Source organism: Thermoprotei archaeon (genome assembly GCA_038881895.1).
In the GTDB taxonomy this organism is placed as follows: domain Archaea; phylum Thermoproteota; class Thermoprotei; order Gearchaeales; family WAQG01; genus JAVZOV01.
In genome coordinates, this window is record JAVZOV010000002.1 from 240,585 (window position 1) to 267,466 (window position 26,882).

General features: G+C 39.1%; 24 protein-coding genes, 1 tRNA gene and 1 CRISPR repeat array. Of the genes, 11 read left to right on the plus strand and 14 right to left on the minus strand.

The window, feature by feature from the left end; all coding sequences use genetic code 11:
- Positions 1 to 270 precede the first annotated feature (270 nt).
- Positions 271 to 720, minus strand: coding sequence for a UPF0179 family protein (locus tag QW128_04290; protein MEM3832805.1), 450 nt, complete (start codon positions 718 to 720; stop codon positions 271 to 273).
- Positions 721 to 820: 100 nt separating this feature from the next.
- Here QW128_04290 and psmB point away from each other — a divergent pair, with 100 nt between their 5' ends.
- Together psmB and QW128_04300 are read left to right on the plus strand one after the other, a co-directional pair.
- The gene (gene psmB / locus QW128_04295; protein ID MEM3832806.1) at positions 821 to 1,465 is read left to right on the plus strand and encodes an archaeal proteasome endopeptidase complex subunit beta; all 645 of its coding nucleotides are present in this window, start codon (positions 821 to 823) and stop codon (positions 1,463 to 1,465) included.
- A 34-nt stretch (positions 1,466 to 1,499) separates the two neighbouring features.
- The gene (locus QW128_04300) at positions 1,500 to 3,419 is read left to right on the plus strand and encodes a beta-CASP ribonuclease aCPSF1 (protein MEM3832807.1); all 1,920 of its coding nucleotides are present in this window, start codon (positions 1,500 to 1,502) and stop codon (positions 3,417 to 3,419) included.
- A 50-nt stretch (positions 3,420 to 3,469) separates the two neighbouring features.
- Here QW128_04300 and QW128_04305 read toward each other — a convergent pair whose 3' ends face one another.
- Entirely contained in the window at positions 3,470 to 3,964 is a 495-nt protein-coding gene (locus QW128_04305; GenBank protein ID MEM3832808.1) for a DUF1947 domain-containing protein, read from the minus strand.
- Between the two features lie 93 nt (positions 3,965 to 4,057).
- Here QW128_04305 and QW128_04310 point away from each other — a divergent pair, with 93 nt between their 5' ends.
- The 5 genes from QW128_04310 to tgtA all read left to right on the plus strand — a co-directional run bounded on the left by QW128_04310 (position 4,058) and on the right by tgtA (position 6,796).
- Positions 4,058 to 4,282, plus strand: a complete 225-nt coding sequence (locus QW128_04310) for an LSm family protein (GenBank protein ID MEM3832809.1) — start codon at positions 4,058 to 4,060, stop codon at positions 4,280 to 4,282.
- A gap of 11 nt (positions 4,283 to 4,293) precedes the next feature.
- Positions 4,294 to 4,479: a 50S ribosomal protein L37e gene (locus tag QW128_04315; protein ID MEM3832810.1), complete on the plus strand. Its 186-nt coding sequence runs from the start codon at positions 4,294 to 4,296 to the stop codon at positions 4,477 to 4,479.
- Positions 4,480 to 4,500: 21 nt separating this feature from the next.
- A tRNA-Ala gene (locus QW128_04320) sits at positions 4,501 to 4,574 on the plus strand.
- 194 nt (positions 4,575 to 4,768) lie between these two features.
- Complete coding sequence (locus QW128_04325; protein MEM3832811.1) at positions 4,769 to 5,188, plus strand: Lsm family RNA-binding protein; 420 nt, start codon at positions 4,769 to 4,771, stop codon at positions 5,186 to 5,188.
- Positions 5,189 to 5,209: 21 nt separating this feature from the next.
- Positions 5,210 to 6,796, plus strand: a complete 1,587-nt coding sequence (tgtA, locus tag QW128_04330; GenBank protein ID MEM3832812.1) for a tRNA guanosine(15) transglycosylase TgtA — start codon at positions 5,210 to 5,212, stop codon at positions 6,794 to 6,796.
- Positions 6,797 to 6,811: 15 nt separating this feature from the next.
- On the opposite strand, the gene QW128_04335 is transcribed toward tgtA, so the two are convergent.
- Positions 6,812 to 7,579, minus strand: coding sequence for a PAC2 family protein (locus tag QW128_04335; GenBank protein ID MEM3832813.1), 768 nt, complete (start codon positions 7,577 to 7,579; stop codon positions 6,812 to 6,814).
- An 84-nt stretch (positions 7,580 to 7,663) separates the two neighbouring features.
- Between QW128_04335 and QW128_04340 the strand changes: the two genes are divergently transcribed.
- Both QW128_04340 and QW128_04345 read left to right on the plus strand, forming a co-directional pair.
- Complete coding sequence (locus QW128_04340) at positions 7,664 to 8,932, plus strand: MBL fold metallo-hydrolase (GenBank protein MEM3832814.1); 1,269 nt, start codon at positions 7,664 to 7,666, stop codon at positions 8,930 to 8,932.
- Positions 8,892 to 9,842, plus strand: a complete 951-nt coding sequence (locus QW128_04345) for a hypothetical protein (GenBank protein MEM3832815.1) — start codon at positions 8,892 to 8,894, stop codon at positions 9,840 to 9,842. The genes QW128_04340 and QW128_04345 overlap by 41 nt, the downstream gene beginning before the upstream one ends.
- A gap of 3 nt (positions 9,843 to 9,845) precedes the next feature.
- On the opposite strand, the gene QW128_04350 is transcribed toward QW128_04345, so the two are convergent.
- From QW128_04350 to QW128_04400, 11 genes are all read right to left on the minus strand, one after another.
- Complete coding sequence (locus QW128_04350) at positions 9,846 to 10,040, minus strand: hypothetical protein (protein MEM3832816.1); 195 nt, start codon at positions 10,038 to 10,040, stop codon at positions 9,846 to 9,848.
- A gap of 84 nt (positions 10,041 to 10,124) precedes the next feature.
- Positions 10,125 to 12,271: a CRISPR direct-repeat array (repeat unit 29 nt; unit sequence TTTCAAGCCCTTATAGGTATTCTAACAAC).
- A gap of 88 nt (positions 12,272 to 12,359) precedes the next feature.
- Complete coding sequence (cas2, locus tag QW128_04355; protein ID MEM3832817.1) at positions 12,360 to 12,623, minus strand: CRISPR-associated endonuclease Cas2; 264 nt, start codon at positions 12,621 to 12,623, stop codon at positions 12,360 to 12,362.
- 5 nt (positions 12,624 to 12,628) lie between these two features.
- Positions 12,629 to 13,618, minus strand: coding sequence for a type I-B CRISPR-associated endonuclease Cas1b (cas1b, locus tag QW128_04360; protein ID MEM3832818.1), 990 nt, complete (start codon positions 13,616 to 13,618; stop codon positions 12,629 to 12,631).
- Positions 13,619 to 13,621: 3 nt separating this feature from the next.
- A complete protein-coding gene (cas4, locus tag QW128_04365) occupies positions 13,622 to 14,143 on the minus strand; it encodes a CRISPR-associated protein Cas4 (GenBank protein MEM3832819.1) in 522 nt (173 codons plus the stop codon).
- Positions 14,144 to 14,160: 17 nt separating this feature from the next.
- Positions 14,161 to 16,605, minus strand: a complete 2,445-nt coding sequence (gene cas3 / locus QW128_04370) for a CRISPR-associated helicase Cas3' (protein MEM3832820.1) — start codon at positions 16,603 to 16,605, stop codon at positions 14,161 to 14,163.
- Positions 16,586 to 17,332: a type I-B CRISPR-associated protein Cas5b gene (gene cas5b, locus QW128_04375; protein ID MEM3832821.1), complete on the minus strand. Its 747-nt coding sequence runs from the start codon at positions 17,330 to 17,332 to the stop codon at positions 16,586 to 16,588. Before cas5b ends, cas3 begins: the two co-directional genes overlap by 20 nt.
- Before the next feature lie 6 nt (positions 17,333 to 17,338).
- Positions 17,339 to 18,277, minus strand: a complete 939-nt coding sequence (gene cas7b / locus QW128_04380; protein ID MEM3832822.1) for a type I-B CRISPR-associated protein Cas7/Csh2 — start codon at positions 18,275 to 18,277, stop codon at positions 17,339 to 17,341.
- 1 nt (position 18,278) lies between these two features.
- Positions 18,279 to 20,126, minus strand: coding sequence for a type I-B CRISPR-associated protein Cas8b/Csh1 (gene cas8b, locus QW128_04385; GenBank protein ID MEM3832823.1), 1,848 nt, complete (start codon positions 20,124 to 20,126; stop codon positions 18,279 to 18,281).
- Positions 20,126 to 20,872 (minus strand): CRISPR-associated endoribonuclease Cas6, encoded by a 747-nt coding sequence (cas6, locus tag QW128_04390; GenBank protein ID MEM3832824.1) that lies wholly within the window; start codon positions 20,870 to 20,872, stop codon positions 20,126 to 20,128. The genes cas8b and cas6 overlap by 1 nt, the downstream gene beginning before the upstream one ends.
- A gap of 485 nt (positions 20,873 to 21,357) precedes the next feature.
- On the minus strand, positions 21,358 to 23,268 hold the full coding sequence (gene acs / locus QW128_04395; GenBank protein ID MEM3832825.1) for an acetate--CoA ligase: 1,911 nt from the start codon (positions 23,266 to 23,268) through the stop codon (positions 21,358 to 21,360).
- A 50-nt stretch (positions 23,269 to 23,318) separates the two neighbouring features.
- Positions 23,319 to 24,440, minus strand: a complete 1,122-nt coding sequence (locus QW128_04400; protein MEM3832826.1) for an acyl-CoA dehydrogenase family protein — start codon at positions 24,438 to 24,440, stop codon at positions 23,319 to 23,321.
- Between the two features lie 115 nt (positions 24,441 to 24,555).
- Between QW128_04400 and QW128_04405 the strand changes: the two genes are divergently transcribed.
- Together QW128_04405 and QW128_04410 are read left to right on the plus strand one after the other, a co-directional pair.
- Entirely contained in the window at positions 24,556 to 24,930 is a 375-nt protein-coding gene (locus tag QW128_04405; protein MEM3832827.1) for a metalloregulator ArsR/SmtB family transcription factor, read from the plus strand.
- Between the two features lie 993 nt (positions 24,931 to 25,923).
- The gene (locus tag QW128_04410) at positions 25,924 to 26,778 is read left to right on the plus strand and encodes an ECF transporter S component (protein ID MEM3832828.1); all 855 of its coding nucleotides are present in this window, start codon (positions 25,924 to 25,926) and stop codon (positions 26,776 to 26,778) included.
- Positions 26,779 to 26,882: the final 104 nt, after the last annotated feature.

Sequence of the window (26,882 nt, forward strand, 5' to 3'; positions counted from 1 at the left end):
AATGAAGCAGAATTAAACGTGTAGCAAAGAACATTTAAAATGCATAATTAATATAAATTTTATTTCTGAAAGCTCAGTTCTTTGATAAACTTAAATCAACTATTAAGCATTTCTTAATTTGAGCGTGTCACTCAATAATGGAGCTATGAACGCACGTAAGCAGAATATTACACTTACCTCCACAACAGGAGTTGTCTTGACACATCCTGAACTCGCTATAATTAAGGGTTATTCTCAGAAGAACGGAGACTCCCCTTTAGTGTATAGGTATCAATGTACAATACGTTCTATAGTTACTTTTACGAATGTTTCGTTGTTATATGATTGTTTCTCTTTCCATACTTTTATTATCTTTATTTTATCACCTGGTTTTAAGCCTTCGGGTTTAAATAAATCGGCTGGTTGTAATTCGCTTGATACTGGTTGGGGTTGGAATGTTATTATTAATCCTTCTACAGCATATTTTGCCGGTATCATTAAAGTTATTGTTGCTTCTGCTACTTCTACTGCTACAACACCGTCTTCACTTATTAGGCATTTATGTTTCATTGGTCGTATTTTTAAGATCTCATAAATTCGTCCCACTTCTAGTTGTGAGTTTCCTGCGCATGCAGAGAAGAGTTTACAATTGCGACATTCATCAACAGGTCCAGTAAATATGAACTTTTCTCCTATTCGTGCCATTCCTGGTCCTACTAATGTTATTATTTTTTTCCCAATGTGTTCACCTAAGTATCATAATATAGGAAAGCTTATATAAATGGATTTTTCTATTAACAGTTGGTGTAAGTAACTTCTAGAGGTGTATGATTAAGTGTCAATGATAAATATGAGTTCCAAAGATATGAGATTACGAACAGGAACAACAACAGTTGGAGTAGTATGTAAAGATGGGGTAGTTCTAGCAGCAGATAGGAAGGTAACTGCAGGGCATTTGGTTGCACATAAAATAAGTAAAAAAATCTTGCCTATAGATACACACGCATTAATTACTATCGCAGGGCTAGTAGCAGATGCTCAAGCGTTAGTAGATGTATTACGGGCTAACGCGTCACTTTATCGGATCAGAAATAAACGCCCCATTCCGATTAATGCTATTGCAAGTCTTGCATCAAACATACTGTTCGGATCAAGATTTTTACCATATATAGTTGAAGTTAACGTAGGTGGATATGATATGCGCGGGCCTTCATTGTATTCTATAGATTTCTTTGGTTCTGTCACTAATGAACGAAATTACGTTGCTAGAGGATCTGGTTCACCTGTAGCTTTAGGAGTACTTGAAAAAGAATATAAGGAGGGAATCACGTTAAATGAGGGCGTTCGGATCGCTACATTGGCAGTACACTCAGCATCACGTTGGGACTTGTACACTGGTGGTTCCGGAATTGATGTGGTTGTAGTTGATGCAAATGGTTATAGATTTCTGGACGATCAAGAAATAATTAAAATATTATCATCATGATCCTTTAGAGGTCTTAAAAAAGATGTGAGTACGAATGGGAGTACAAGTAGCAGATATACAAACTAGAATAACTCGCGCACTACTTGAAAATCTACCAGCCGATGCTAAGATCACACGTATAGAATTTGAAGGCCCATACCTAATATTGTACACGGAGAATATTAAGGCTGTAACTGGTGAAGAAGGTTTAGCTGCGAAAATTGCTAAAGCTGCACGAAGAAAAGTGATCATAAGACCAGCAGAATCTATCAGATTACCAGTAGAAAAAGCTAGGGAGTTTTTAATAAAAAACATTCCACCAGATGTAGGACTGCAAGAAATATACTTTGATGAGCTTAAGGGTGAGGTTCACATATATGCACTAAAATTAGGGCAATTAATAGGCAGAGGAGGAATGAATCTCTGGATGCTTATGAATGAAATAAAATGGAAAATTGTTCCACACCGAGCGCCTGCTATGCAATCAGAAATTTTTAGAATTGTATCTGAGCAAATAATATCTTCTAAGAAAGAACACTTAAAAACATTAATGAAAATAGGACAACGTTTAAATCGCTTACGTATATACCAAGATGAATATATACGTATAATACCATTAGGAGGTTTTGGAGAAGTAGGACGCAGTTCTATTCTTGTAGAAACGCCAAATAGTAAAGTTTTGCTGGATGCCGGAGCAAAGCCTGGAGCAAAAACACTCTACGATGAATACCCCGCATTTTATATTGATGGGTTAAATATTGAAGACCTTGATGCGATAGTAATATCCCACGCGCATTTTGATCATACTGCAGCATTACCTTATCTTTTCAAATATGGATACAGAGGCCCTGTTTACATGACTGAGCCTACATTGCATCTAACATATTTAATTATAAAGGATTATCTTGATGTTGCTTTAAAAGAGGGGCGCTCATTACCCTATACTATGAATGATGTGCGCACGATGATGCAACACGTCATAACAATAGATTATGAGGAGGTTGTAGATATTGCTCCTGACATAAAGCTTACGTTCTATAATGCAGGTCATATTTTGGGTTCAAGTAGTGTACATCTTCATATTGGTGATGGTTTACACAATATAGTATACAGTGGTGATTTTAAATTTGCTAATACACGCCTTCTTAATAAAGCATTTAATAATTTTAAACGCGTTGAAACACTTATAATGGAATCTACTTACGGTGCACCAACGGATGTAATGCCATCTGTTGAAGAGACCGAGCAGTCTCTTATAAAAATTGTCAAGGATACTTTAGAGCGCGGTGGTAAAGTTTTAATGCCCATGCTTTCAGTAGGACGAGCACAGGAAGTCATGCTTGCTTTTTATGAAGCTATTGAGAACAATAAAATGCCCAAAGTACCTATATATGTTGAGGGTATGATATTAGAGAGCACTGCACTTCATACAGCATTTTTAGATGAACTCTCATGGGACATCAAAAATAAGGTGTTTAAGGAAGGCGTTATACCCTTCAAATCGGATTATTTCTATATGCTTCATGAGAAAATTGATAGGTCGGAAATTATAGAGAGTTCACCATGTATTATAATGGCTCCTTCAGGTATGCTTAATGGAGGACCAGCCCTAGAGTACTTACGTCTCTTAGCTAATGATGAGAAAAGTACTGTAGTATTTACATCATACCAAGTCTCAGGCACGTTAGGTAGAAGATTAAAAGATGGTATTAGAGAGGTCATGCTACCTGATGAAAACGACGTCGAACGACTTATCACCGTGAAAATGGATATACAAAGTGTAGAGGGATTTTCAGGTCATAGTGATAGAAAACAACTCTTAAACTATGTACGAACAATGCCACAGAAACCTAAGTTAATAATTGTGAATCATGGAGAGAGATCGAAGAGTTTACAATTAGCTCACGCAATAGAAAAAATGTTTAACATAAAAACTATAGCACCAGAAGTTCTTGAAGCAATCAAAGTACATTAGGTTAAACAGGTGAAACTTGGACTTCATTACTAAAGAACTTTATAAAGTTTCTATCTCAACAATTCTGACACAACTTTCCAGATTTTATCATTAAAATGATGTAAATTCCTGGCAATTTTTCCATGTTTATCTTTCATTAATAGTGACCAGTCGTCTAGTATTTCGACAATAGCTAGTGGTCTATTATTTGATTGATCAACTACAACAGCTAACACTCCTTCCTTTAGCTCTCCTACAATTTTAGTAACACCTGGAGCCATTACATCAGCTCCGTTTATTATATGAGGAACTGCTCCTTGATCTACATATAACCTTGGAAGTTGAAGAATAAGTTTTGATGTGAGGAAGGGTACCATTTTGTTATTTATCTCTATTATCTCAGGTTTTTTATCTATCAAATAAATTATTTCTCCACTTTTTAATTCTACATATTCTATAGTCTTATCTGACAACTCTAACCTAATATTGCTTATTTTTAACCGTTCATTAAGTTTTTTACTGTCACCCTTACTCAAATAAAAACGTTTTTTAATTTGAGCGCTCATGATTCTACATAACTTATAGAAAAACACATTTATATATGAAACTGAGAACATCATTAGTAGTAGAAGGTGAGCTATGTGAACCGTAATCCAAACATAAGCGAAACACAGTCAAAAGATTTTCTGCAGGCAAGTATAGGACAAACAGTACTGGTTAAATTAAAAGGCGGTAGATTCGTAAGGGGTATTTTAAAAAGTTTCGATATGCACATGAACCTCATATTATTAGATGCAGAAGAAATAGATGAAAATAAAAACACACACAAATTAGGTACATTAGTTGTGCGTGGAGATAACGTAATCTTGATATCACCTTCATAGGTGAGTATTAAATGAAAGGCACATCATCAATGGGAAAAATGAACCGAACTCCCACACATATAAGATGCAGAAGATGTGGAAGACATTCATATAACATTACAAAAGGATACTGCGCAGCTTGCGGATTTGGTCGCACAAGTAAAATAAGACAATATAGCTGGCAGAATAAAAAGGTTAACGGAATCAGACTTATTTAGTACTATTGCGTTAAATTTAACGGGCCGGTAGTTCAGCCTGGGAGAATGCCCGCTTGGCATGCGGGAGGTCGCGGGTTCAAATCCCGCCCGGTCCACTAATCTTACTAATAAATAAAAACAAACTTTTGTAAACTAGGTACTGTTTCAAGTTTATCCAACAAAAATATGAAACCTAAACTATAAGCACTGGAACAAAGATACACCTGTTTTAGTACATAAGAATATTTCATTCAAAACTTAGATAGATTTTTAATTGATGTTATTATTTTCGATTAGGGAGGTTGAGGAGATGTCCATAGTCGGGATTCGGAGATTCACCAGCGAAATTAATAACCTAGTAGGACGGATAATAGAAGTACGCACGTCGCTCGGTAGAACATATATTGGTCGTTTATCTGCAATAGACCCAGAAAAACTAAACATGATACTCACAGAAGTTTCTAGCAACGGTAATAAATATCATGCTGTTGTACTTAATGGCTCAAACATAACAGAAATATTGCTCAAGGAAAAACCATTCGATATGAGAGCATTGGTTGAAAGATTAGAGAAAATATTTCCTAAAATGGTTAGGTACGATGAGAGCGCACGATTAATAATTGTTGCAGAGCGTGTAAAAGTTGGAGAACAAGGTGTTGTTGAAGGAGCAGGACCCATTGCTGAGAAAGTGAAGTCAATATACGATCAGTATATAAGAGAAATCCAATAAAAATGAGTGCATGATAGTGAAATGAGTTTCGAAATACTAGATAAAAGCCTTTGCGGAAGAATAGGACTACTTAAGACTAGACATGGAAACATTAAAACACCCGCACTTTTACCAGTTTTAAACCCTGTAAAACAAGAACTTTCTGCACAAGATGTTGCTAAAATAGGCTTTGATGCAGTAATAACCAATGCTTATCTTCTTTGGAAGAACATGAAAGGGAAACCAATAGATGTTCACGACCATTTAAACTTTAGCGGACCAATAATGACAGATTCTGGGGGTTATCAGATTCTACGTTATGGCACTGTTGAAGTTAAGCCCGAAGAAATTGTAGAATATGAAAAGTTAATTAACAGTGATGTTGCAGTAATACTCGATGTGCCAACTGGTCCTGACGATGACTGGAACAAAGCTAAAGAAAGTGTGGAGATAACATTACGAAGAGCAATTGAAAGTAATAAAATAAGAGACCGTGAAAGACTTTGGGTTGGACCTATTCAAGGTGGTAAGTATCTCGATTTAGTTAAATTATCAGCTGAATCAATGAGCCAGCATGGGTTTGACATATACGCTGTAGGAAGTCCGACCGGTTTAATGGAAGGTTACAAATTTAGTACAGTATTAAAAATGGTGATCATTGCGAAAAGCATTATTGGCTCCGGGAATCCAATGCATTTATTTGGTGCAGGACACCCTATGTTCTTCCCCTTTATGGTTGCTGTTGGAGTAGATATATTTGATTCTGCCGCATACGCTCTCTACGCACAAAATAATAGATATATGACTTCATCAGGTACATTTAGGATAAACGATCTAAAAGAATTGCCGTGCAACTGTCCTGTCTGTTCAAAAACTTCTGCAGACGATGTAAAAAATATGTCCCAGGAAGAAAGAAAACGTTTTCTGATGATTCACAATCTGTATGTTAGTCTATCTGAAATAAAAAGAATACGTCAGCACATAACTGAAGGTACACTCTGGGAGCTTTGTGAAGAAAGAAGCCGTGCACATCCATCCTTGTTTAAAGCTATGAAAGTTCTTGTGAAATTTCACAAACATCTGGAACGATGCGATCCAATCACCAAACCCGTCATTCATGGTCTCTTTTTCTACAACAATGAGACTGCATTAAGACCTCAGACCTATAGACATGTTATGAGAATTATATCAAATTATTCACCAGAATCTGTTAAACTTATTATATTGCTTCCTCCGATAATAAGTAGACCATACATTAGATCTTCTACTATAAAGAATATCATACAACTAATTAATAATACGAAATATGCGGATTCATCATGCATAGCTATTGTAGGTGATCCGTTTGTCTTCACGCCAATAGAACTTTCTGAAGTATATCCTCTATCTCAGTATGAAGGCATAGCTTGTTCCAAAACTCTTTCAAAAATATTTATAGATAATCTTTCTAATCTTAAATTTCTTAATGAGTTAGAAATGGCAATATCAGTATCTGATAACCATAACAATTATCTTCTTAGCAGAATTAATGAGCATCTAAGAGAAAGAGGAGTAAAAGTTATAGAAGTTAGTTTACAGAAGGGAGATTCTGTAATAAAAATTCTTAGAAATGTGCTTAGTTTATTATAATTCTATTAATCTGTTTCACATATAGAACATGAATTTTTCTCTACTTTTCTCATCGAGCACTTTTTGCTCACTTTCTTTCATACTTGCCTCTATTCTAGCCTCAATTTCTTCTACTTCCTTTCTAATAGATTCTACATTAATTTTTGCATCATAGTGTTCATTAAGTACGTTCAAAGCTACCATTGTTGCACGCGTATCAGGCTCAAATTGTCTAGCATATGGAAGAATGGTTATTGCAGGGAATTCGTTAAGCTCAAAGTAGGAGAGTAATGATGCTAATGGCCCAAAGATTGTTAAACGTGGGTCTATCAATTTTCCGAAGATTTTTCTAGCTGATGCATATGCACTAGTATACGCAACTCTGTATTGTTCATCATCACTTCTATATTTATCTGATAAACCCCCAATCAAAACTGCCTCTTCAAAACCTTGAGCTATAACCCACTCAGCAATCCCCCGTGTTAATAAGTGCATCTCTCTAGGTTCCGGAGGTGATTCTGTAACCATTATTATAAAGTTTTTTCTTTTATAAAGTTCAAAAGGTAATTGGATTCTCGAATCCCCCATTTTTACGACTAACGGTAATCTGTCCAACAAAATATATCCAATGTGCTTTGAATCCGGTTGATCAGCTATATATCTAGTAGTCAGATATCCTACCGCCCCAATTCCATGAAAACCCGTGAGAAATATTTTATTTTTTCCTATAGGCTCTTTTATCGCCCTATCTTTTAATATTACTGTAAACTTTGTTCTCTCACTCGCTCGCTCTTCCGTCTTCATAGTTTTTTCAACCTCACACTATTAATTATAGCTAAAAATAAATATGTAACCTAATTTAATACTGTGAAACACAAGTGAAAAGTCATGTCCGAGGTTACAATTCAAGTTCTAGGCGCCGGAGGAGAAGTAGGTAGGTCTGGAATTCTTATTAAATATAAAGAACGAGCATTACTCCTAGATTATGGTACACTTACAAACGATGAAGTACAATTTCCATTACATGTAACACCAAGAGATCTCTCTGCCGTAATATTATCACACGCTCATTTAGATCATTCAGGCGCGCTTCCAATGCTCTATGCATCAGCAAAAGCACCACCACTCTATTCAACAATAATGACACTCGAACTAACAGACATTCTTCTTCACGATTTTATGAACATTAGTAAATCATATTTACCATTCGAAGAAAGAGAAGTTCAAAAAATGTTTAAAAATTCAATACCAGTTACCGCCGGAGATTCAATCGATGTAGACAACTTCCACGTAAAGTTTTATGATGCAGGCCACATTCCTGGTAGTTTAATGGTCGAAGTTGAAGTCAATAATAAAAAAATATTGTACACCGGTGACTTTAATACATGGGAGACAAAACTTCTTAAACCTGCACAAACACCAAATTCAGAATACGACCTCATCATCAGCGAAAGCACTTACTCTGGAGTCGAACATCCACCAAGAAGTGATGTTGAGAAAAAATTAATAGAAATATCCACAACTACAATAGAGAATAAAGGTTTTGTCCTAATACCAGCTTTTTCCGTAGGAAGATCTCAAGAAATCTTATCAATCTTTGAAGAACATAATATACCATACACAATATACCTAGATGGAATGGCAAAAGAAGTAGGATCGTTATTTCTACAATACCCATCATTCTTTAGAAACTATTCATTACTTAAAAAAGCATTAGAACGGGCCGTGTGGATCAATTCAAACGCTCAACGAAAAAGAATCATAGAAAGACCAAACATAGTAGTAACACCAGCAGGAATGCTAAAAGGTGGACCAGCAGTATATTACATGAACAAAATTGCAACCATTAATAAAAACTTAGTAGTCCTAGTATCATATCAAATTCCAGGCACACCTGGTCGTAGACTTTATGATGAACGTTTATGGTATATGCCCAACCTTAAAAAAGATGTTAACGTCGCAGCAACAGTTGAGTGGTTAGACTTCTCAAGCCACTGCGGACACTCCCAACTTAAATCATTCCTAACAAAAATAAGCACTAACAGAATATTGCTAGTCCACGGTGAAACACAAAAAGCATCCATTCTCAAATCAGAATTAGAGGAGCATGGAATTAATGTCGAAATCGCAAACAATGGATATACAACAAAGATATAAACTAATCACCCTTCAATTTTTAAAAACAAGCATCTTACTACTCTTCATATCATTCTTAACATTGCTATTCACACTCAATTTACAATACAACGGGACAGGAAGCATAATAAGAAATGCTACCGGTACCACTAACATCCAAACAGCAACAAGTGAAGCTGCATTTATGACAGCCTTCGCGTTTATCGGCGCATCCCTAATACTCTTTTTATTACTTAAACACAAATTTACTTTTATCTACCTGCTTTTCATTGCTTCAATGTTTACAGTCACATTCATAGCGCTCGAACTACACTTAGTATCACTACTGAATTTCAGTCAAATTAACGAAAACATCTTAACATTAACATCTCTCTCACTCTCACTTACTTTGACCTACACAGTCTTTATAAATAAAAATGTGACCGTGAACGCAATTGGATTAACACTCTTTACAAGCATCACAGGATCATTATTGGGAACCATGTTTACCGATATACAAATTACATTAATCCTTCTCATACTATCACTTTACGACATTTTCACGGTCACAAAAGGACCATTAAAAAAGATCGTAACAAAAATAAATGAAATAGAGAGAAAAACAATAAAGGAAACAACCCCAAACAAAGATCACACAACCTCTCAAAACAAAAACACAATAACAAAAAAGAGGTTAGACTTTAAACAAGGAATGTTTCTTAATTTGGGTCACGTTGAATTCGGAATTGGTGACTTATTATTTTACTCAGCAATCATATCTAACGCACTCACCATGGCATTTCTAACTTACATCACAACACTAATAGGAGTAATCATTGGCGTCGGACTCACCCTTTACCTATTAACCCGAAAAGAATTAGTTCCCGGATTACCAATACCGTCACTATTAGGCCTAACAGCTCTATGGATCACGAAACTCTTTTTATTATGATAACTATAACGTTACAATCGGGCATGTAATTTGTTTTATCAAACTCTCAGCCTTTTCTGGCGACGTTTTATACGTATATAACTTTGACGAAGTACGCAACTTTAACTTTACAACATCACCACTCCTTTTAACACGGCACTCCTTAGCCCTTTTAGCAACCTCCAAAAACTCTTTTTCATCAAATATTTCCGCAGGCATCCCCGCCCACTTACTTGACATTCAAAATTCTAATTAATATTCTTATTGCCCCATCCCTAAACTATCCAAAAACAGAAATTAAAGTTTCAAGCCCTTATAGGTATTCTAACAACTGTCTGCAACGTTTGCAGCAAACCTTCCTGCAGGAAGGTTTCAAGCCCTTATAGGTATTCTAACAACACTAATGCAACAATTACGTCATCAGGTTCTTCTACAGTTTCAAGCCCTTATAGGTATTCTAACAACATTCACCAGCACACTATATATGTTTTAGGAAGTATTGTTTCAAGCCCTTATAGGTATTCTAACAACCTGAATTTTCTTGCATTTTTTGTTGCTTTTTTTTCTGTTTCAAGCCCTTATAGGTATTCTAACAACTCGAAAAACGTTTTTACATCCTTCAGCTCTTGCAAAGTTTCAAGCCCTTATAGGTATTCTAACAACTAGCGGGTGCGCTTTTCGGTGGACGTTCAAAGTTTATGTTTCAAGCCCTTATAGGTATTCTAACAACCACGTTTGATATTCAAATATATCTGATACTTGGGTGTTTCAAGCCCTTATAGGTATTCTAACAACATTTCACTCTCTATAGTATGGATTTAGCTTTCGCTAGTTTCAAGCCCTTATAGGTATTCTAACAACAATGCTTGCGCCTAATGCCCCTAATGCACCATTCTTGTTTCAAGCCCTTATAGGTATTCTAACAACTTTCGTTGGGTGTGTGGAATTGTGGGCGTTTTTGGGTGTTTCAAGCCCTTATAGGTATTCTAACAACTCGGGGAGGGATGCCCGTATCAGATGTGGAAGGAGTAGTTTCAAGCCCTTATAGGTATTCTAACAACATAGCAGTGGTTATCCAGGTGGAGCTGGAGGAAATGGTTTCAAGCCCTTATAGGTATTCTAACAACGTGGTGGAGGTGGTGGTGGCGCCTGTTATGTGTTCTATGTTTCAAGCCCTTATAGGTATTCTAACAACTTTCCGCCCCGCTAAAAATGCTATGCCTCCGATGATGTTTCAAGCCCTTATAGGTATTCTAACAACTCGAAAAACGTTTTTACATCCTTCAGCTCTTGGAGAGTTTCAAGCCCTTATAGGTATTCTAACAACCCTGATTTTTCACTAATTTGTCGAGCACGCATTAGTCTGTTTCAAGCCCTTATAGGTATTCTAACAACCAGAAGGTTTAGGCTAAGACGTCCAAGCCCCGCAACCAGTTTCAAGCCCTTATAGGTATTCTAACAACGAGAATATGAGCATGGTATCAAGGGGACATTTTCGAAGTTTCAAGCCCTTATAGGTATTCTAACAACCTGCACCGCCACAGCTGAGCTACCGGCCGCCACTGTGTGTTTCAAGCCCTTATAGGTATTCTAACAACAGGAAGAGGAATAGATGGTTTCATAGTAGATTGTAAGTTTCAAGCCCTTATAGGTATTCTAACAACGATATACACTTACGCTTGGGGCTGCTCCGAGCGTGATTTCAAGCCCTTATAGGTATTCTAACAACTCCATATGCTGGCGGAGATGGAGGAAGTGCAACAGATTTCAAGCCCTTATAGGTATTCTAACAACTCTATAGGATATTTCTTTTTCTTCAAAAATGATGTAATTTCAAGCCCTTATAGGTATTCTAACAACAAAGAGATAAATTCATGGGTCAAAGAGACGTATAAAAGATTTCAAGCCCTTATAGGTATTCTAACAACATTTACCAAGATAAAAATCATAGATTATGACGATGAATTTCAAGCCCTTATAGGTATTCTAACAACAGGAAAGAGGAAGGTATTTTTGTGAGACCAGGGGAGAATTTCAAGCCCTTATAGGTATTCTAACAACTAGTTGTGATAGCTGAGAATCATAACCTTGATTCAAATTTCAAGCCCTTATAGGTATTCTAACAACAGAAGAAGGAAGAAGAAGGCGGAGGCGGGCATTTCAAGCCCTTATAGGTATTCTAACAACACATGTTAGTTTTGATTTTACCTGTTTTATTTTTGAATTTCAAGCCCTTATAGGTATTCTAACAACTATCTCCACGAGTTTTTGCACTGCTTCAGGCTTCAAATTTCAAGCCCTTATAGGTATTCTAACAACCAGATGTTTTACATCGGTATCTTTCCAATATTTTTATTTCAAGCCCTTATAGGTATTCTAACAACCCAAACTGAACAATCTTTTGAATCAAGGATATGACTATTTCAAGCCCTTATAGGTATTCTAACAACCCCTGAATAATTTTGCGGCTTTTTCGGTGATGGTTTCCTGTCGATCTACAATGATGACTTGGTGATGTTTGATCGACTGTTAGGGGGTTTATATTATTGTCGTGCTTTCTCCTTTTATTACTCCGAGGTTTTCCTTTTTGAGGTATGCTGTGGTTCGAAGAATGTAAAAAGTTATGGCGTCGTATTTCTTGTCTATTACTTTTGATAAGTTATCTTTTAGTCTTATGAAATTGGCATCGCTTATTTCGCCCTCGAAAACCGAGTTTTGGACCCATGTAAGATACCTTCTTCCTATGCTCAGAACTTTGGGAAGCCGTTCCTCGCCAACGTCATACACCATTATCACGAACATGATTATCACCATTGCGTGACAAATGGCTCATACTCCTTTTCTCCGATGAGGTGCTTTTCAAGCTTGTATAGCTCAAGCCTTATCATCCTCTGATAAGAGACCCTCATTCTTTCGTAGCTTATGGTTTGTTTGAGCTTATCTTCATACTGCTCTATAAAATTTTTTCTTCCCTTTTCGCTAAGGTATACGCCACCTAACTCCTCCATGTAGCATGAGGGGTCAAGCATTCTTTTATTTGTCAGTGTAAATATGACCCTGTCGACTATTATCGGCTTAAATACTTCTGCAACATCTAAGTTTAACGAAAATTTTCTGTAATTTGTAGCGTGGAGGAAGCCTATTCTAGGATCTAGATGTGTTTTATAAATTTCGCTCAGCACCGTAACGTAAAGAAGACTGTTGCCGAAGCTCAACAAAGCATCCAACCGACTTTTAGGTGGCATTCGTTCCCTTTTTTCATAATGGTATTCTGCATCGTCGATTATTGTGTTGAAGGAAATATAATATTGCTCTTTTGCTTGACCCTCAACGGCCATCACCTCCTCCACTGTGCGAGCTTCCCTCAGTTTAAGCGAAGCATCTTCAAGGAATTTTATTGTCGAGCTGAGTCCTCCTTTCCTATTATGGTAGTAGATTACATTTCTCAACATATTTCTTAAACTACCTTCAGCGAACTTTCTAGCCAGTATGAGCCTTTTTGCATAATCTAGATAATGTTCACACTGTTTCAGCGTCATAAACCCTGAGTTGTAGTGGGTTTTAGGGTAAAAACTTCCCATATAATAACCGTAATGGTTGAAAATGTGAAGGGTTATTTCGTTTGATGATAAAAACTCCAGCAACCTCTTATTAAATGTCGTCTCTCCAAAGATCATCAGGGAGGAGATTTCCGATACAGGTACATATTTCTTCTCACCGTTCTCCTTGATAAGACATAATGTGTTTCCCTTTCGCTTTATCTCGCCTATACTGAAAATGTAAATTGTTTTCTTCATAGCTTACGCCCAGCAAAATTCCTTATATGCACATCTTCTGCAATAGGGAATCCTGATCGGCGGCGGGGGGCGTTCCAGCCGAGCTATCTCCTTAATTTCGTTAAGGACTTTTAAGAGCACCTGTTCAGCTTCTGCATCTAGCTTCACACTTATCTTCCTCTTTTCGGTTGGGATAAGGATCCAGCCATCAGCATCAACATCGTACTCCTTAAGTCTGAAAAGGTAGTAGAGGAGTTGAAAACGTGCTGCTTCAATAAATTTCGAGGATGCTTTTATCTCGCACGCCGCTCTTTCGGCTCTTTTGAATAAATCGATCTTTATGCCCTCCAAGGATACTTCCTTTAGCATCCTACGGTAGAAGATCTCATGAATCGCCCTCCCAATATCTAAAGCCGACGCGTCTTCGTCAGGGGTTATTTCGTGGCTCATTAGCCAAACCTCGCGCTTACAGATGAAGTAATACCAAACAAGCGTGCCCGTAATCGGTTTGCTGGAGCAAAGGGTGTAGGGAAGATCGACTTGCAATACAATACCACCTCATGTTAGAATATTAAGAATTTTGATTCTTCGCGTGTTGCGGTTTTAAATCCCGTCTCCGGATCATAGTAGGCAGGGATTTCCTCGCGGGGCACACGTAATACGTTAGCTCGGGTCGTTATGGGCTCAAGGCTCTTCAAGCTCGCCTCGCTCTCATAAACCTCGACAATGTAGTTCTCCATCTCAGCCCTCAGCTTTCTAAGCTCTGCTTTAAGCTTAAACACATTCTCTAAAACTTCTTCCTTTTCTATAGCGCTTAGGACCTCCTTAAACTTTTTCAGCAGCTGCTCAGCCTCACCATCATATTCCACGTAAACGGGCACCTTGGGCTCCTCTTTGATAAGTGAGAAGTGAGCCAATTTCTCGAAGTTCAACCTCTTTATTTTGTTCAATAGGTCCTCGCAATATTGATTCTTCTCGACGTTCATTCTGTAAGTGACGTCTTTGTAATACTGCTTCATCAATTCTGCAAGTTCGTGCTCTTTTATGCTCTCCTTATGGGCTATAAGTTCCATGGTTATCTTCGGAAGTATGCAGCCGTATATTTTCCTGGAATCCTCCTGTCCGTTTTCATCAACGATCCTGAGGACGTACACTTTCCCTTCCGGAAGCCTCCAGTTCCTGTTGCATCTTCCGGCAACCTGAACGATTGAGTCGAGGGGGCCAAGATCCCTAAAGGCGAGGTCGAAATCCAGGTCCACGCCTGCCTCAACAACCTGTGTGGAAACCAGAATCACGCTGCGCCGCTCTTCCAAAAGCCTCCTCAACAGTTCTATCCTTCTCTTCCTCTCCATGGGAATTATGCTCGTCGACAGGTATGCCAACACAACCTTTGCAGGCTCTGGCAATTCATCATTTGGTCCGACCCTGACTGCCTCCTCCCCAAGCCTTTCAACCAACCTTCTATAGACCCTTTTCGAAGCCCCTATAGTATTAACAACTAAAAGCGCGGATGTGCCCTTCGTCCACTTTGATAGGAAGAGATCCGCAAACTCTTCAGCCGTTACGGTCTTTTCAAGCTGTGGTATCAGCTCCGTTCTGTCCATGTGTTTGAAGTATCTTTCCGGTTCAGGCACCAGTTCAACGCTTTCCCCACTAAAGATTGCCGGCATGGTGGCGGTCATCAATATGATCCTCATGTTAAACTCTTCGGCCAGATACAGCAGGGCGTCGCGCACAAGCCTCCAATACTCAAGCGGGATCGCCTGAACCTCGTCCAAGATGAGGATGGAGCCAGCCAGGTTGTGAAACTTTTTAAGCGGCGAATTTTCGCTCCCAATTATGGACCGCAGAAGCTGCTCAAAGGTTGTGACGACGAAGCTTGATTCCCATGAGTCCACTAAAAGCAGGAGCTTATCGAGTGGAACATTGTTTGATTTCTGTGATGGGAAAAATAGGTGATGGTGCTTCAGAAGAGTGGAGATGTCGGGCTTCCTCCCATAGTAGACGGACAGCACATCCTCCACGCGGGCATAGGTCTGCTCAATTATGTTGATGTAGGGCAGGCAGTAGACTATCCTGACATACCCGAGGCTCTCGCTGACTTTGAGCGCAGCATGTATTCCTAGCAGGGTTTTCCCTGCTCCTGTAGGCAAAGTGATCGTGATGATTCTCGGCGCGCTCGTCAAAACTGCAGCGAGGCGTTTGTCCACATCTGAGAAAATGGACTTTCTGAGCTTGTTTATTTCGGATGAGTTCGTTGAGGCAAACCTTTCTTCAACGTATTTCGAAACAAGGTCCGAGGGAAGCGTTCTTCGGCTGATAGTCTTCACCCCTCCGGCATCTTTTTTGTCCGCGTCAACGAGGGCTGAAAAGAGTAAAAGGGTGGTGTAATAGCTTCGCCACCTCTCCTGCTCTTCCAAGCCCCGGAGATGACGTATGGCCGACTTTAACGCTTGACTGACTTCGGGTAGAAAGTTCTTAAAGTTGCATATGAAATCAGAGATCTCCTGTAAACCGATTTCAGCTAGCTCGTTAGATATTTTGCTGATGTTACTTTTAATAGAGCTTACCTGCTCCATAATCACATGTTCATCAAGCCCGGGAAGGTCAATGTTTTTTTCTAAAAAGTCAAAGCTCTTAAGATTACCGTGATGGGAGTAAACACAGATAAATCCTATAGCGGCTAGGAAAGGGTCTTTCAACCTCCTGTTTATCAGCCAGGATGCAAAAATTGCTGACAGCTCGGAATGGTCCGAAAGGTTGCCCCGCACTTTTACATTTTGATAACAGTTGGGTTTTAAGCGCTTTTGGAAGTAGATTGTGTATTTGCCTATATCGTGGCATTTACCGATGATCTCAGCAGCTTCAGCTATCCTTGGATCATCAATCCTGACGGAAGAGACGTACTCCCTGCACAACTTTCCAACTTCGCTGAGATGTCTCTTCAGCTCAACGCCTGGATGCGAGCAAAAATGTTCACAATCATTATTACATGAAAACGCCGACAACTTTGTCACCATTTAACGTGCAGCTGAAAACCTCACAATCTACCTTGACTTTTATTGGTTTACTTTTCTCTTCATAGACGTAATCTTCTTTTCTTCTCAGTTTCCTATCTTCACTGAAATCTGCCGGTACAAGATCTTCGATATATATTTTCCGTTCATGCTGCGGGTAAATCTTCTTAATGACTGAGATGGGTATCACAGTATGGACTTCAACCTCATCGTTTGGCTTATAAACTTCAGCGTCTACAACATCAACGAATTCCACACTAGCTATATTGTTAGCAGTGCCCAAAGATGGAGGATATGAAAATTTATGTCTCCTTATTCGATCTGCAACCTCATTCATCAACTTCTCATCTTCATGGTTGAAGAATATTCTGAAGGATAGTTGAGATAGTTCACGTTCGCCTGAAACAAGCGTGTCCACGTGCACTTGCATTGATCCCCCAGCTCCCATCAACTTCTTTAAAGTCAGAGGCTTGTCAGTCATTAAGTAATTCAATGTGTTTGTAATATGTCTTACTGGCGATTTCACTTGCAACGCTATCCTGCATTTATCTGAGGAAAAAATAGAATAGTATGAGTCTCTATCGTAGCCGAGTATAGCTGCAATCATCCCAGCGATCGTAGTTCTGGGCGGGAAGGAGTAGCTGAGAGAACTTGTAGTTGAGAAGTGCTTTCTGAAATGCGCAAAAAAGCTCTTCACATCGAAGACTAGTAGCTTCAAGTTCACTCACGTTCTCTCTATAACGGCTTTTATTTCTGCGTCAGTTAATTCATGTGGAAGTTTTGAGAACTTTTCAGGGCAGCAGCTTTTAACAGGTTTTTCAACGAAACTTAGTTCCTCACTTGTCCTCAAGTAAAGCTTGGATATGACGTCCTTGTTCCGTTCTAGGTTGTTGACTAGCTCATTAAAGTTAATGTCCAAGTCTTTGAAATCTCTTATAGCTTCTCCCTTTTGATTAACCACAATGAACCTGCGTAGGTCACCGAGAACAGTGTCAGCGTCTTTGTATTCTATCCGCATATAAAGATGTGGTCTCTCACCTATCTTGCTCCTCGTTGTTGGCTGAACCTCGAGGGCTTTCCAGATAAGATTGTCGAACACTTTCAAGTCGTTCTGAGACATCCCTGTTACTTTAGCTCTTCTGCCGCTTACAACGCCGTAAAATCCAATTAGAGAATAGTAAACGCGCCAGTCCCTGCCTATTGTACCGTATTTTTCAACAGCCCCGGAAAAGACTGATGTTATTGCAGATGTGTCCATGACTTCAACCTTGTGGAATGAGAACCCCCATGTGAACTGAACTGGGCCTATAAATGATTTTGGTTTTTCTTTGATAGTCATGGTCGCTCCGAAAAGCCGCGCATCTATACACCTCTCAAGCACTTTATGAAGACTCTCTTCGTCAAGATTTCTGAGAAGCATTTTAACTCTTTCTTCGGCTGTGACGTTTTCGCCCGCAATTTTAGTTACATAAACATAATTTTCGCCGAACTTTTCGACAATGTAATCTCGGAAGAACCTTTTCAGTCTAACATCAGTGACAAGGTTTATGTTTGTTTTTGGGTCGATCCTCGGCTTATTCTCTGCATCAGGATCGCCGTTTGGATTGCACATTTTCGCCTCGTATATTAACAGGATCTCACTGTTCGTAAGTCCCTCTTCCATCTCATTTTTCACCTCCGCTCGTTATGGCTTGAAGAGTTACATACGCGTATCCGGAAAGTATGTAAAACACATTGTCTATTGGATTCTGAAGCGCTTCTAAATTTCTGTCTAACATTTTTTTCATGTATGCATATAATTCCTCATTATAGGTGTCTAGTAATCTGTAATTCTTTAACCCCTCATGCACAGAGGAAGCAAGATATTTAACTCTTTCAACAGGCATTCCCTCGTATCTTATCTTATTGAGCACGGCTTTATTTTTATTATTTTTGTACTGTTCTATTCCTATTTTTCCTATAAGGACACCAAGCAAGAAAAGCGCTTTTTGCCACTCCGTATACTTCATCATTGAGAAGAATTTTTCAATTTTATCGTCGGGGATTTTGAGCGAATTTGTCCCGTTTTCTTGCTCCATTTCAATAGCCTCCTGCCACTCTTCAATAACATTGAGCTCCCTTAAAAGTTTTATTAACAAATTATACTTTAAAAGACCTCTGCAGAGTGATTCCTCGTCGCTCTTTTCAGTATTTATGTTGTATCCCCTAGTCTTATATCTGTTAATCCTAGCGAATAGAACAGCCCTGGAAATTATGTTTTCCCTTGGGTACATGGTTCTAGTGAGCATGGAATTAAACAGCTCTACTAAAGGTTTCCAGTCTATTTGCGTTGCTTTTTTTAAAGGAAATATTGAGGAAATATTTTCGAACCCAATGTACCATTCCCTAGAGTACTCAGAAAACAATTCCGCTAATTCTTTTGAGATACTACTAGACAACTTAGCCAATTTCAACAGTTCCATCATTGGAACATCTTGAATTAAATATTGAAAGGAGAAGTGTGATGAGGCTCGATATCCGAACAGCAAATTTAAAAAGACTAAGGGGAGGTTTTCGTCTTGCATGAGATCTTCAACCTTTTCCAGTTTTTCAAAAGTATTCACTGCATTAAAAGCATCACTAATTTCTTGGGCGATGTTCTGGAGTATATCATAAGACATACGTGTTTCCATGCCTCTCTCCACGATCCTGAATGTTCCGGGTATTAGGAAGAGATTTAACTCTTCACCAATTCTTGCAGTTAGCTTTCGTTCTATAAAGTTCATGCTCAACACAAGCTTTTTTTTGCAATCCGTACACACGGCATGAGCTTTTAACATGTTTTCGGGCTTTCTGCTTAACTCTGGCATAAAACCAGCCTTGTCAACGTTATAAATGATTAGTAGTGTCCCTTCTGGATAAGATGGGTTAGTTAGCACTTTCTTCTCTTCGCCGCAGATGTGGCATCTCCCAAGCTTCATAGGATAATCTTCGCTCTCATATTCGTACAATATATAGCGCAGGAATTTCCGGTAGCCTGGTTCTTTAACTAAGTCTAGTAGTTTTCCATCCTTCTTTATAGATACTGTGTAGAGAGCATTGTTCTTAGGGCATTCTCTCTCGGAAAGTAAAGCTTCAAAATCTTGAAAGCTCTTTCCGCCTGAGAAAAATTTTTCCTTAACCTCGCTGAGAATACGCTCCAGTTTCCTTATGTCTTCATCATTTAATCTTTTTTTAGTAATTTCGCTGATTATCTGATCGATAGCCCACTTCTTGTTTTTTGGATCAAGCAAATATTTTGGATTATTGGTGGTCAGTACAAGTTGTGGCTTCATACCTATTGCATTACCAGTCCAGAGGAATTCTTTTGCTCTTTCTTGGTCACATTCAATAGTGCAGTCATATTCCAACTTCCCACTGTCTAGGTCAAAAATAACCTTGACAAGCCGATCTTCTTTTTTAATCTTTTCAATGGGGAATTCTTCTCCCTGTGAAAGTAATATCTCGCCAATTTCCTTCAATGCACTAAGCATTAAATCACCTCAAACATTCCAAAGCCTTGTGAATTTTTAGCACCGAGTCCTGTTTCGTATGCAGTCATAATGAGTGTTTTTGGGCCTTTTAAAAGGAAATGGCCTATCCAACCCTTCACAACTGTGTCCTTATACAAGGTTGTTACTTCTTTTACTCTTAATGGTTTAATTTTAATGTTGGATTTTATATTTTTGCCAGAAAGCAGATAATACTTTTTCTTTACGTTGGAATTGATGAGGGCTGAAAACTCCTTCTCATATGGTGAAAAATAATATGTCTTTTTCTTACCATCAGGAGTCATGAGTGTGCTATATACTGTTAAAGGGGAGAGCATGCGTATTCTTAACTGACCGTTTTTTATAGTTGGCATAGCTGGAAAAGCCAAATCAACCACTCTAAGCATGTGTTTACCTAAAACCATGAAGCCCTTCTTCACAATTGTATTTGCTAAGTCTTCTATAAATTTTTTGATAGGAGAGGAAATGTGCAGAGTTATGTTGCCGTCGTAAATGAACAGCTTGTTCTTTTTGTCCAACATATAATGTCCTTCAAGCCTTGAGAACGTGAACATTTTAAACTGTCTCTTATTGAAAAGGAAGCCTTTGTCGTGTAGAAAAGTAGCTAATTCCCGCGAGATATTATGATAAATAGTAGCCTGAATAAGGTAATTATAATTTGTAGGCAAAACTACTCGTCCATCTTCTTGGTCTCTAAGGGTTAATCGCATCCTCATAGATCCAATCATCTCCAACCATTTCACAAGAGTTCCTGGCCATCTCATTAGTCATTAAATTGGCTATCCTTTCTTCACACAAACATGAATCACCTTAATATGATTTTGTTTTAGCTAACATTTAAGCTTTGCTCTCTTTCTGAAAACAAGCGCGAATTTTCAGCTAAAATTTTAATAGAAAAAGAAACTTACGGTTGGCACAAGGAAGGTTTCCCACTACATGAGGGTTTCACCGAACTTGCCAACATCAAACTTTTCCATGCTGTTCCTAAACCTGTTGCCCAAAAAGCCTAAAACCACCCGTAGGACGGCTAGACAAACACCAGCACGACGGGGTTCTCAACAGCGGCTAACGTTAGGTTTTCAAACATTTCAGGTCAAATAAAATTTAAATAAAAGGGTTTAAAAAACTTTCCAGTTGGATGATGAGAAAATATCGCCGAAAGAAACTCTCCTTTCTCCCCTCGAAACATTTTAAATCCAACAGCAGCTTAACCTTAACTTATATGCCCTATCATTTTTTTGAATTCTTGATGAGCTTGTTTAATTTCCTCCACTGAAGCTTCGTCCTCTAGGGTGGTCACATCTCCCACGGGTATGTTTGAAACCACGGCCTTTAAGACCCGTCGCATAATTTTGCCGCTTCTCGTCTTCGGCAATTTTGAAACAAAATATATTTCGTCAGGTGTAGCAACGGGGCCTATTGTCTTTCTCATGTGCTCCTTTAATTCTTCTCTAAGTTTCTCGCTTGGCACGTAGCCTTGCTTTAGGATTGCGAAAATAACGATACTTTCGCCCTTAATTTCGTGGGGTTTGCCTATTACGGCTGCTTCGGCGATTGCCGGGTGGGATATGACGGCGCTTTCTAATTCCATAGTTCCTAGCCTGTGGCCTGCTATTTTTAATACTTCGTCTGCCCTTCCGAGAAGCCAGAAGTAGCCATCCTCGTCTTTCATGCAATAGTCTCCAGTGTAGTACATGCCTGGAAATTTGGACCAGTATGTTTGTTTGTAGCGTTCTGGGTCTTTGTATAGGGTCATTAGCATGCCTGGCCAGGGCTTCTTTATTACGAGGTAGCCTCTTACGCCTGGGGGCGCTGGCTTGCCGCTTTCGTCAACCACGTCGGCGTCTATGCCTGGTAGCGGGAATGTTGCTGATCCGGGTTTTAGGGGCACTAGCCCTATTCCTGGTGCGGGCGATATCATTACGCCTCCTGTTTCTGTTTGCCACCAAGTGTCTACTATTGGGCAGCGTTCTCCACCTATGTGCCTGAAGTACCAAAGCCATGCTTCGGGGTTTATAGGTTCGCCTACACTTCCAAGAATTGTTAGGCTGCTTAGGTCATGCTTTTTGGGCCATTCCTCGCCGTATCGCATGAACGTGCGTATGGCTGTTGGGGAAGTGTAAAATATTGTGACCCTATATTTTTCGATTATTTCCCACCATCTGTCAGGTTTTGGGTAGTCGGGGGCTCCTTCATAAATCACTATCGATGCCCCATGCATTAACGGCGCGTAAACGATTAAGCTGTGCCCCGTCACCCAGCCAACATCAGCTGTACACCAGTAAACGCTGTCCTCCTTTATGTCAAAGACCCACTGATATATGGAGTTTAGGAACACCAAATATCCGCCAGTGCTGTGAACTATCCCCTTAGGCTTGCCGGTTGTGCCAGAAGTGTATAGAATGTAAAGTGGATGGGTGCTTTCAATGGGCAGTGGATCTATCCTTCCTTTTATGTCGTTTACAAGTTCGTGATACCAGAGATCTCTGCCTTCTTTCATTCTAACCTCTTGGCCTGTCCGCTTAACCACTATAACTTTCTCCACAGACGGAGTATTTTCTAAAGCTGAGTCCGCTATTTCTTTTAGCTGAACAACTTTTCCTCTTCTGTAACCTCCATCAGCCGTGATCAACACCTTTGCTTCTGTGTCGTTTATTCTGTCTGCTAACGCCATTGAACTAAATCCAGAAAAGATTACGGTGTGTATGGCCCCTATCCTCGCAGATGCCAACATGGCAATGGGTAATTCAGGAATCATGGGAAGATAAAGTGCTATTCTGTCGCCCTTTTTGACTCCAAGATTTTTGAGGGCTATTGCCAACTTGTTTATTTCCCTATAAAGTTGGGAATAGCTCAGGGTTCTCTCTTCACCATTCTCTCCTTCCCAGTAGATGGCAACCTTATTCCTTCTCCAAGTTTTCAGGTGTCTATCAACACACAGATACGATGCATTTATTAAACCCCCAGAAAACCATTTTGCAAAAGGTGGATCCCACTCAAGAACTTTATCCCATGTTCTAAACCATTCTAGCTTTCTCGCTTCCTTCTCCCAAAATTCTTCAATATTTTCTAACGATTCTTTGTAAATGTCTATGTATTGTCTTATTGGCCAGTACTTTAGCATGACAGGCAAGGATTCAAATTTATCTTTTTCAGCCATTTACTATCCCTCATTTATGCTAGGAGCAACTGTGCAACGAAGGATTTATGATAATCAGTGGGAAATCCCGCTATGGTAAGTGCAAGGGCATCCCTCAAATGTCTTTGTAGCGGATAATCTTTTGTGATACCATACCCGCCGAATAATTGTAATGTCTCTTTTGAAACTTTTACACAAGCTTCTGTTGCATACCACTTAGCCATTGAAGCAATCGTAGATGCCTTCGGGTCCCCTTCCTCAAGTAGTTCAGCTCCATAAAATGCCAGCTGCCTTGCAGCCTCAACCTCCAAAGCCATTTCCGCTATTTTCCACCCAACGCCTTGAAGCTTACTCATAGTTGAACCGAACATTTCCCGCTCCTTAACATGTTTAATTGCCGCCTCAATTGATGCCCTAGCTATTCCAACGGCAAGCATGGTGTCAAGAATCAAAATAGAAAACAAGACCTTTAGCACTATATTTAAACCATTCCCCTCTTTGCCAATTTTGTTTGCTATATCAACAATGCAATTATCAAAATAGACAACCGCATTACCAATTGCTGTAGCGCCGATGAATTTATTAAGTGCCCCGACACTTAATCCAGGTGTGTTTCTATCCACCAAAAATAAAGTATAGCCCCCATCAGAACGCATCAGAACAATGAACGCGCGGACAACAGTTGCCAGCTCAGTAAAAATTTTCTGCACATTTATCACATACTTGTTTTCCTCCGCTTTCGTGCTCAAGGATAATTTTAAGAGGTCCGTTCCGCCTTCTGGTTCAGAATAGGAGAAAGCCATTAATTTTTCACCTCTGCAGATGGCTGGAAGATATTCATTTTTTTGTTCTTCTGTTCCCCCCTCCAACAGAATTGCACTGCACGCGTCTAATATATGAATGATGAATGCGGTGTTAGAACATGCTCCAGCAACTTCCTCCCAAACGACACACGCATCGGTAAGGGTCAACTCTTGACCACCATACTTTTCAGGGACTCTTAAGCCTAATAGTCCATGTTCGGCTACCTTACTGATATTTTCTAAAGGGACCTGGTTTTGTTCGTCCCAATATGAAGCTTTGGGGACGAGTTCTTTCTCAACAAATTCCCGTATAGATTTTTGAAGCAAAACTTGCTTCTCATTTAAAAGAGTCATTATTAACACCCCTTCTTGAATTATGTTTCATGTAGTACTCATCCATAAATTTAAGCTTTTTGCGCAACATTTATAAAACGTATGAAAATATTTTCATATAACTAGGTTGAGAAATATGAAGCAATCCCTCGCTGAAACTTGTTATATGTTTTTCTCGACATTGGCTAATCCTACAAGACTAGCCATACTGGAATTGTTGCGTGATGGTCCTAAGAACGTTACACAAATTGCAGAAGCTTTAAAACAGGAGCAGAGCATGATCTCACATAATTTAAAACTGCTATTAAGGTGTAGTTTTGTATTTTCAGAGCGTAGAAAAAAGGAGCGCATATACTACCTAAACAAAGAAACCATGGAAAAACTTTTTAAATTATTTTCGCAGCACGCTGAGAAATATTGTCCAACAGGCGGAAAATGCCTCACAGATAAAGTTTTAAAGGAGCACAAAAAGAATGAAGCTTCACGACACATATATTCGAAGCGTTTCTAAATAAGAGGGAAGGGATTAAGTGTCAGTGTTTTGACAAAATTTTAAATATTACAATTGTAATAAATACTACATAGTAATAAGACGTGCCGCCTCAATGGAAAAACACTATAGGGAATGAATATGCTACCTCCTTGTGAAGTTGTTGTAAAATGCTTATTGCCACCAATTCGCTCCACAATCGCAAAAACTCTTATAACAAGGTATAATTTGGCACAGCATAAAGCGGCCGAACTCTTGGGAGTCGGTCAACCAACCATAAGTCTCTAATAGGAGAATGCGAGGCAAAGCCCTAAGCCTAGAAAACGACGCTGAAATCATGGAATTGATAGAAAATATCGCTAATGCCTTAACAAGGAGTGCCATTCCCTACAAAGACTTCATTCAAAAAATTTGCCCCATCTGCAAATTAGCACGTGCAAAGGGATTATTGTGCTCGATTCATAAAAGTTTGGTTCCAACGCTTTTGATTGAAAAATGCGAGTTATGTCTTGCATCGAATGAATTAGAGTGCTTATAAATGCTTGGACAATATTTAATAACTTTTAGGGAAGCATTTGAGGCCGCCTTAATAACTACGACGATGTTATCTTACTTGGCGAGAAGCGGTAGACGTGTTTTATCGCGTTATGTTTGATTAGGCGCTGTTTCAGCGTTAATCGCCAGCGTAATATCGGGCATGTTTGCTTGGCTTGCATATGGTGCCCTTCCGAAAGACCTAAAGTTGCTTTTCAAAAAGTTTGGGTGTTTTTAATTCCAGATGTTGTTGCAGATTTAAAAGAAGCTGTAGTGATTGTGAAGAGATATGCAAAGCTAGCGCTTTTTGATTGATGATTATCTGATGATCACATTTGCAAGAAAATTTATGTAAATGCTTCTGTTGAAGGTTTGTCTATTTTTGTTGGTTATTGTTAACAGAGATCAGATGATAAAAATTTTTATTCTTTAAAGAATTTAAACATAATCTATTTATTGTGAGGTGTTTGGTGTTATGTGGTGAGTGTCTTGGGTGGGCATGGGTTACGTCCGTCTTTGAACGTTGTTTTGACGGGCCTTTGTGCTGCTTTATATGCTGTTGGTGCTTATGCTACGGCGTATATTCCATCTCCATGGGGTTTTGGGCAGTTTCGTCCAGCAGTTGTTATACCAGCTGTCTTTGCTGTCGTCTTTGGTCCTTGGGTTGGTGGTGTAGGGTCAGCCATTGGAACGTTGATTGCTGATTCTGCTAAGCATGGAACGCTTTATGTGGGTAGTCTTATTGCTGCTGTGCCTGGAAACTTTATCGGGTTTTTTATACTTGGCTACTTGATGAGGAAGAGGTTTAGCTGGGGAAGGTTCATTCTTGCATCAAACTTAACGCTTGTCATTGGAAATGTTATTGTGGCATTTTTATACATCTTCTTGTATAGGGTGCTTTACGCTCAGGCTTTACAAATGCCTGTTGAGTCGTTGGTGATGCTCTCCATCGGATTGACAATATACTGGTACGTAACGATGCTTCCATTCGTCCTTACAATCGCTCCTATTCTTATAAGGGCGGTTGCTGTAGCTTTCCCTGAAATGGTTTCTGAGGATATTAGGATTAATTCACTTAAAAAAGAAATTCCAAAGACAGAGTTTGGCTTTGCCTTAGCTATCCCAGGGATGCTTATACTATCGACGGGGATAGTGATTGCCTACACACCTTTTGGAAGCTATCTTGCAACGAGCTTTCCAAAAACTTTCACTCCGACAGTCATGGAACTCCTCCAGTTACTCTTTTATCTAAGTGGCGTAGCGCTCTTGATTCTGGGTTTAGCATCTCTAGGTGTGAAGTCCTTCTTAATTCGGAAAATGGCAAATAATTCTTAGCAAAGTGTGGTATGATATGCGTTTATGTTTAAATACGCATTCACTAACTCGAGGTATGGTTCCTAATCATATTGATAGGAAGTTGATGTATTTGCATATCCTTT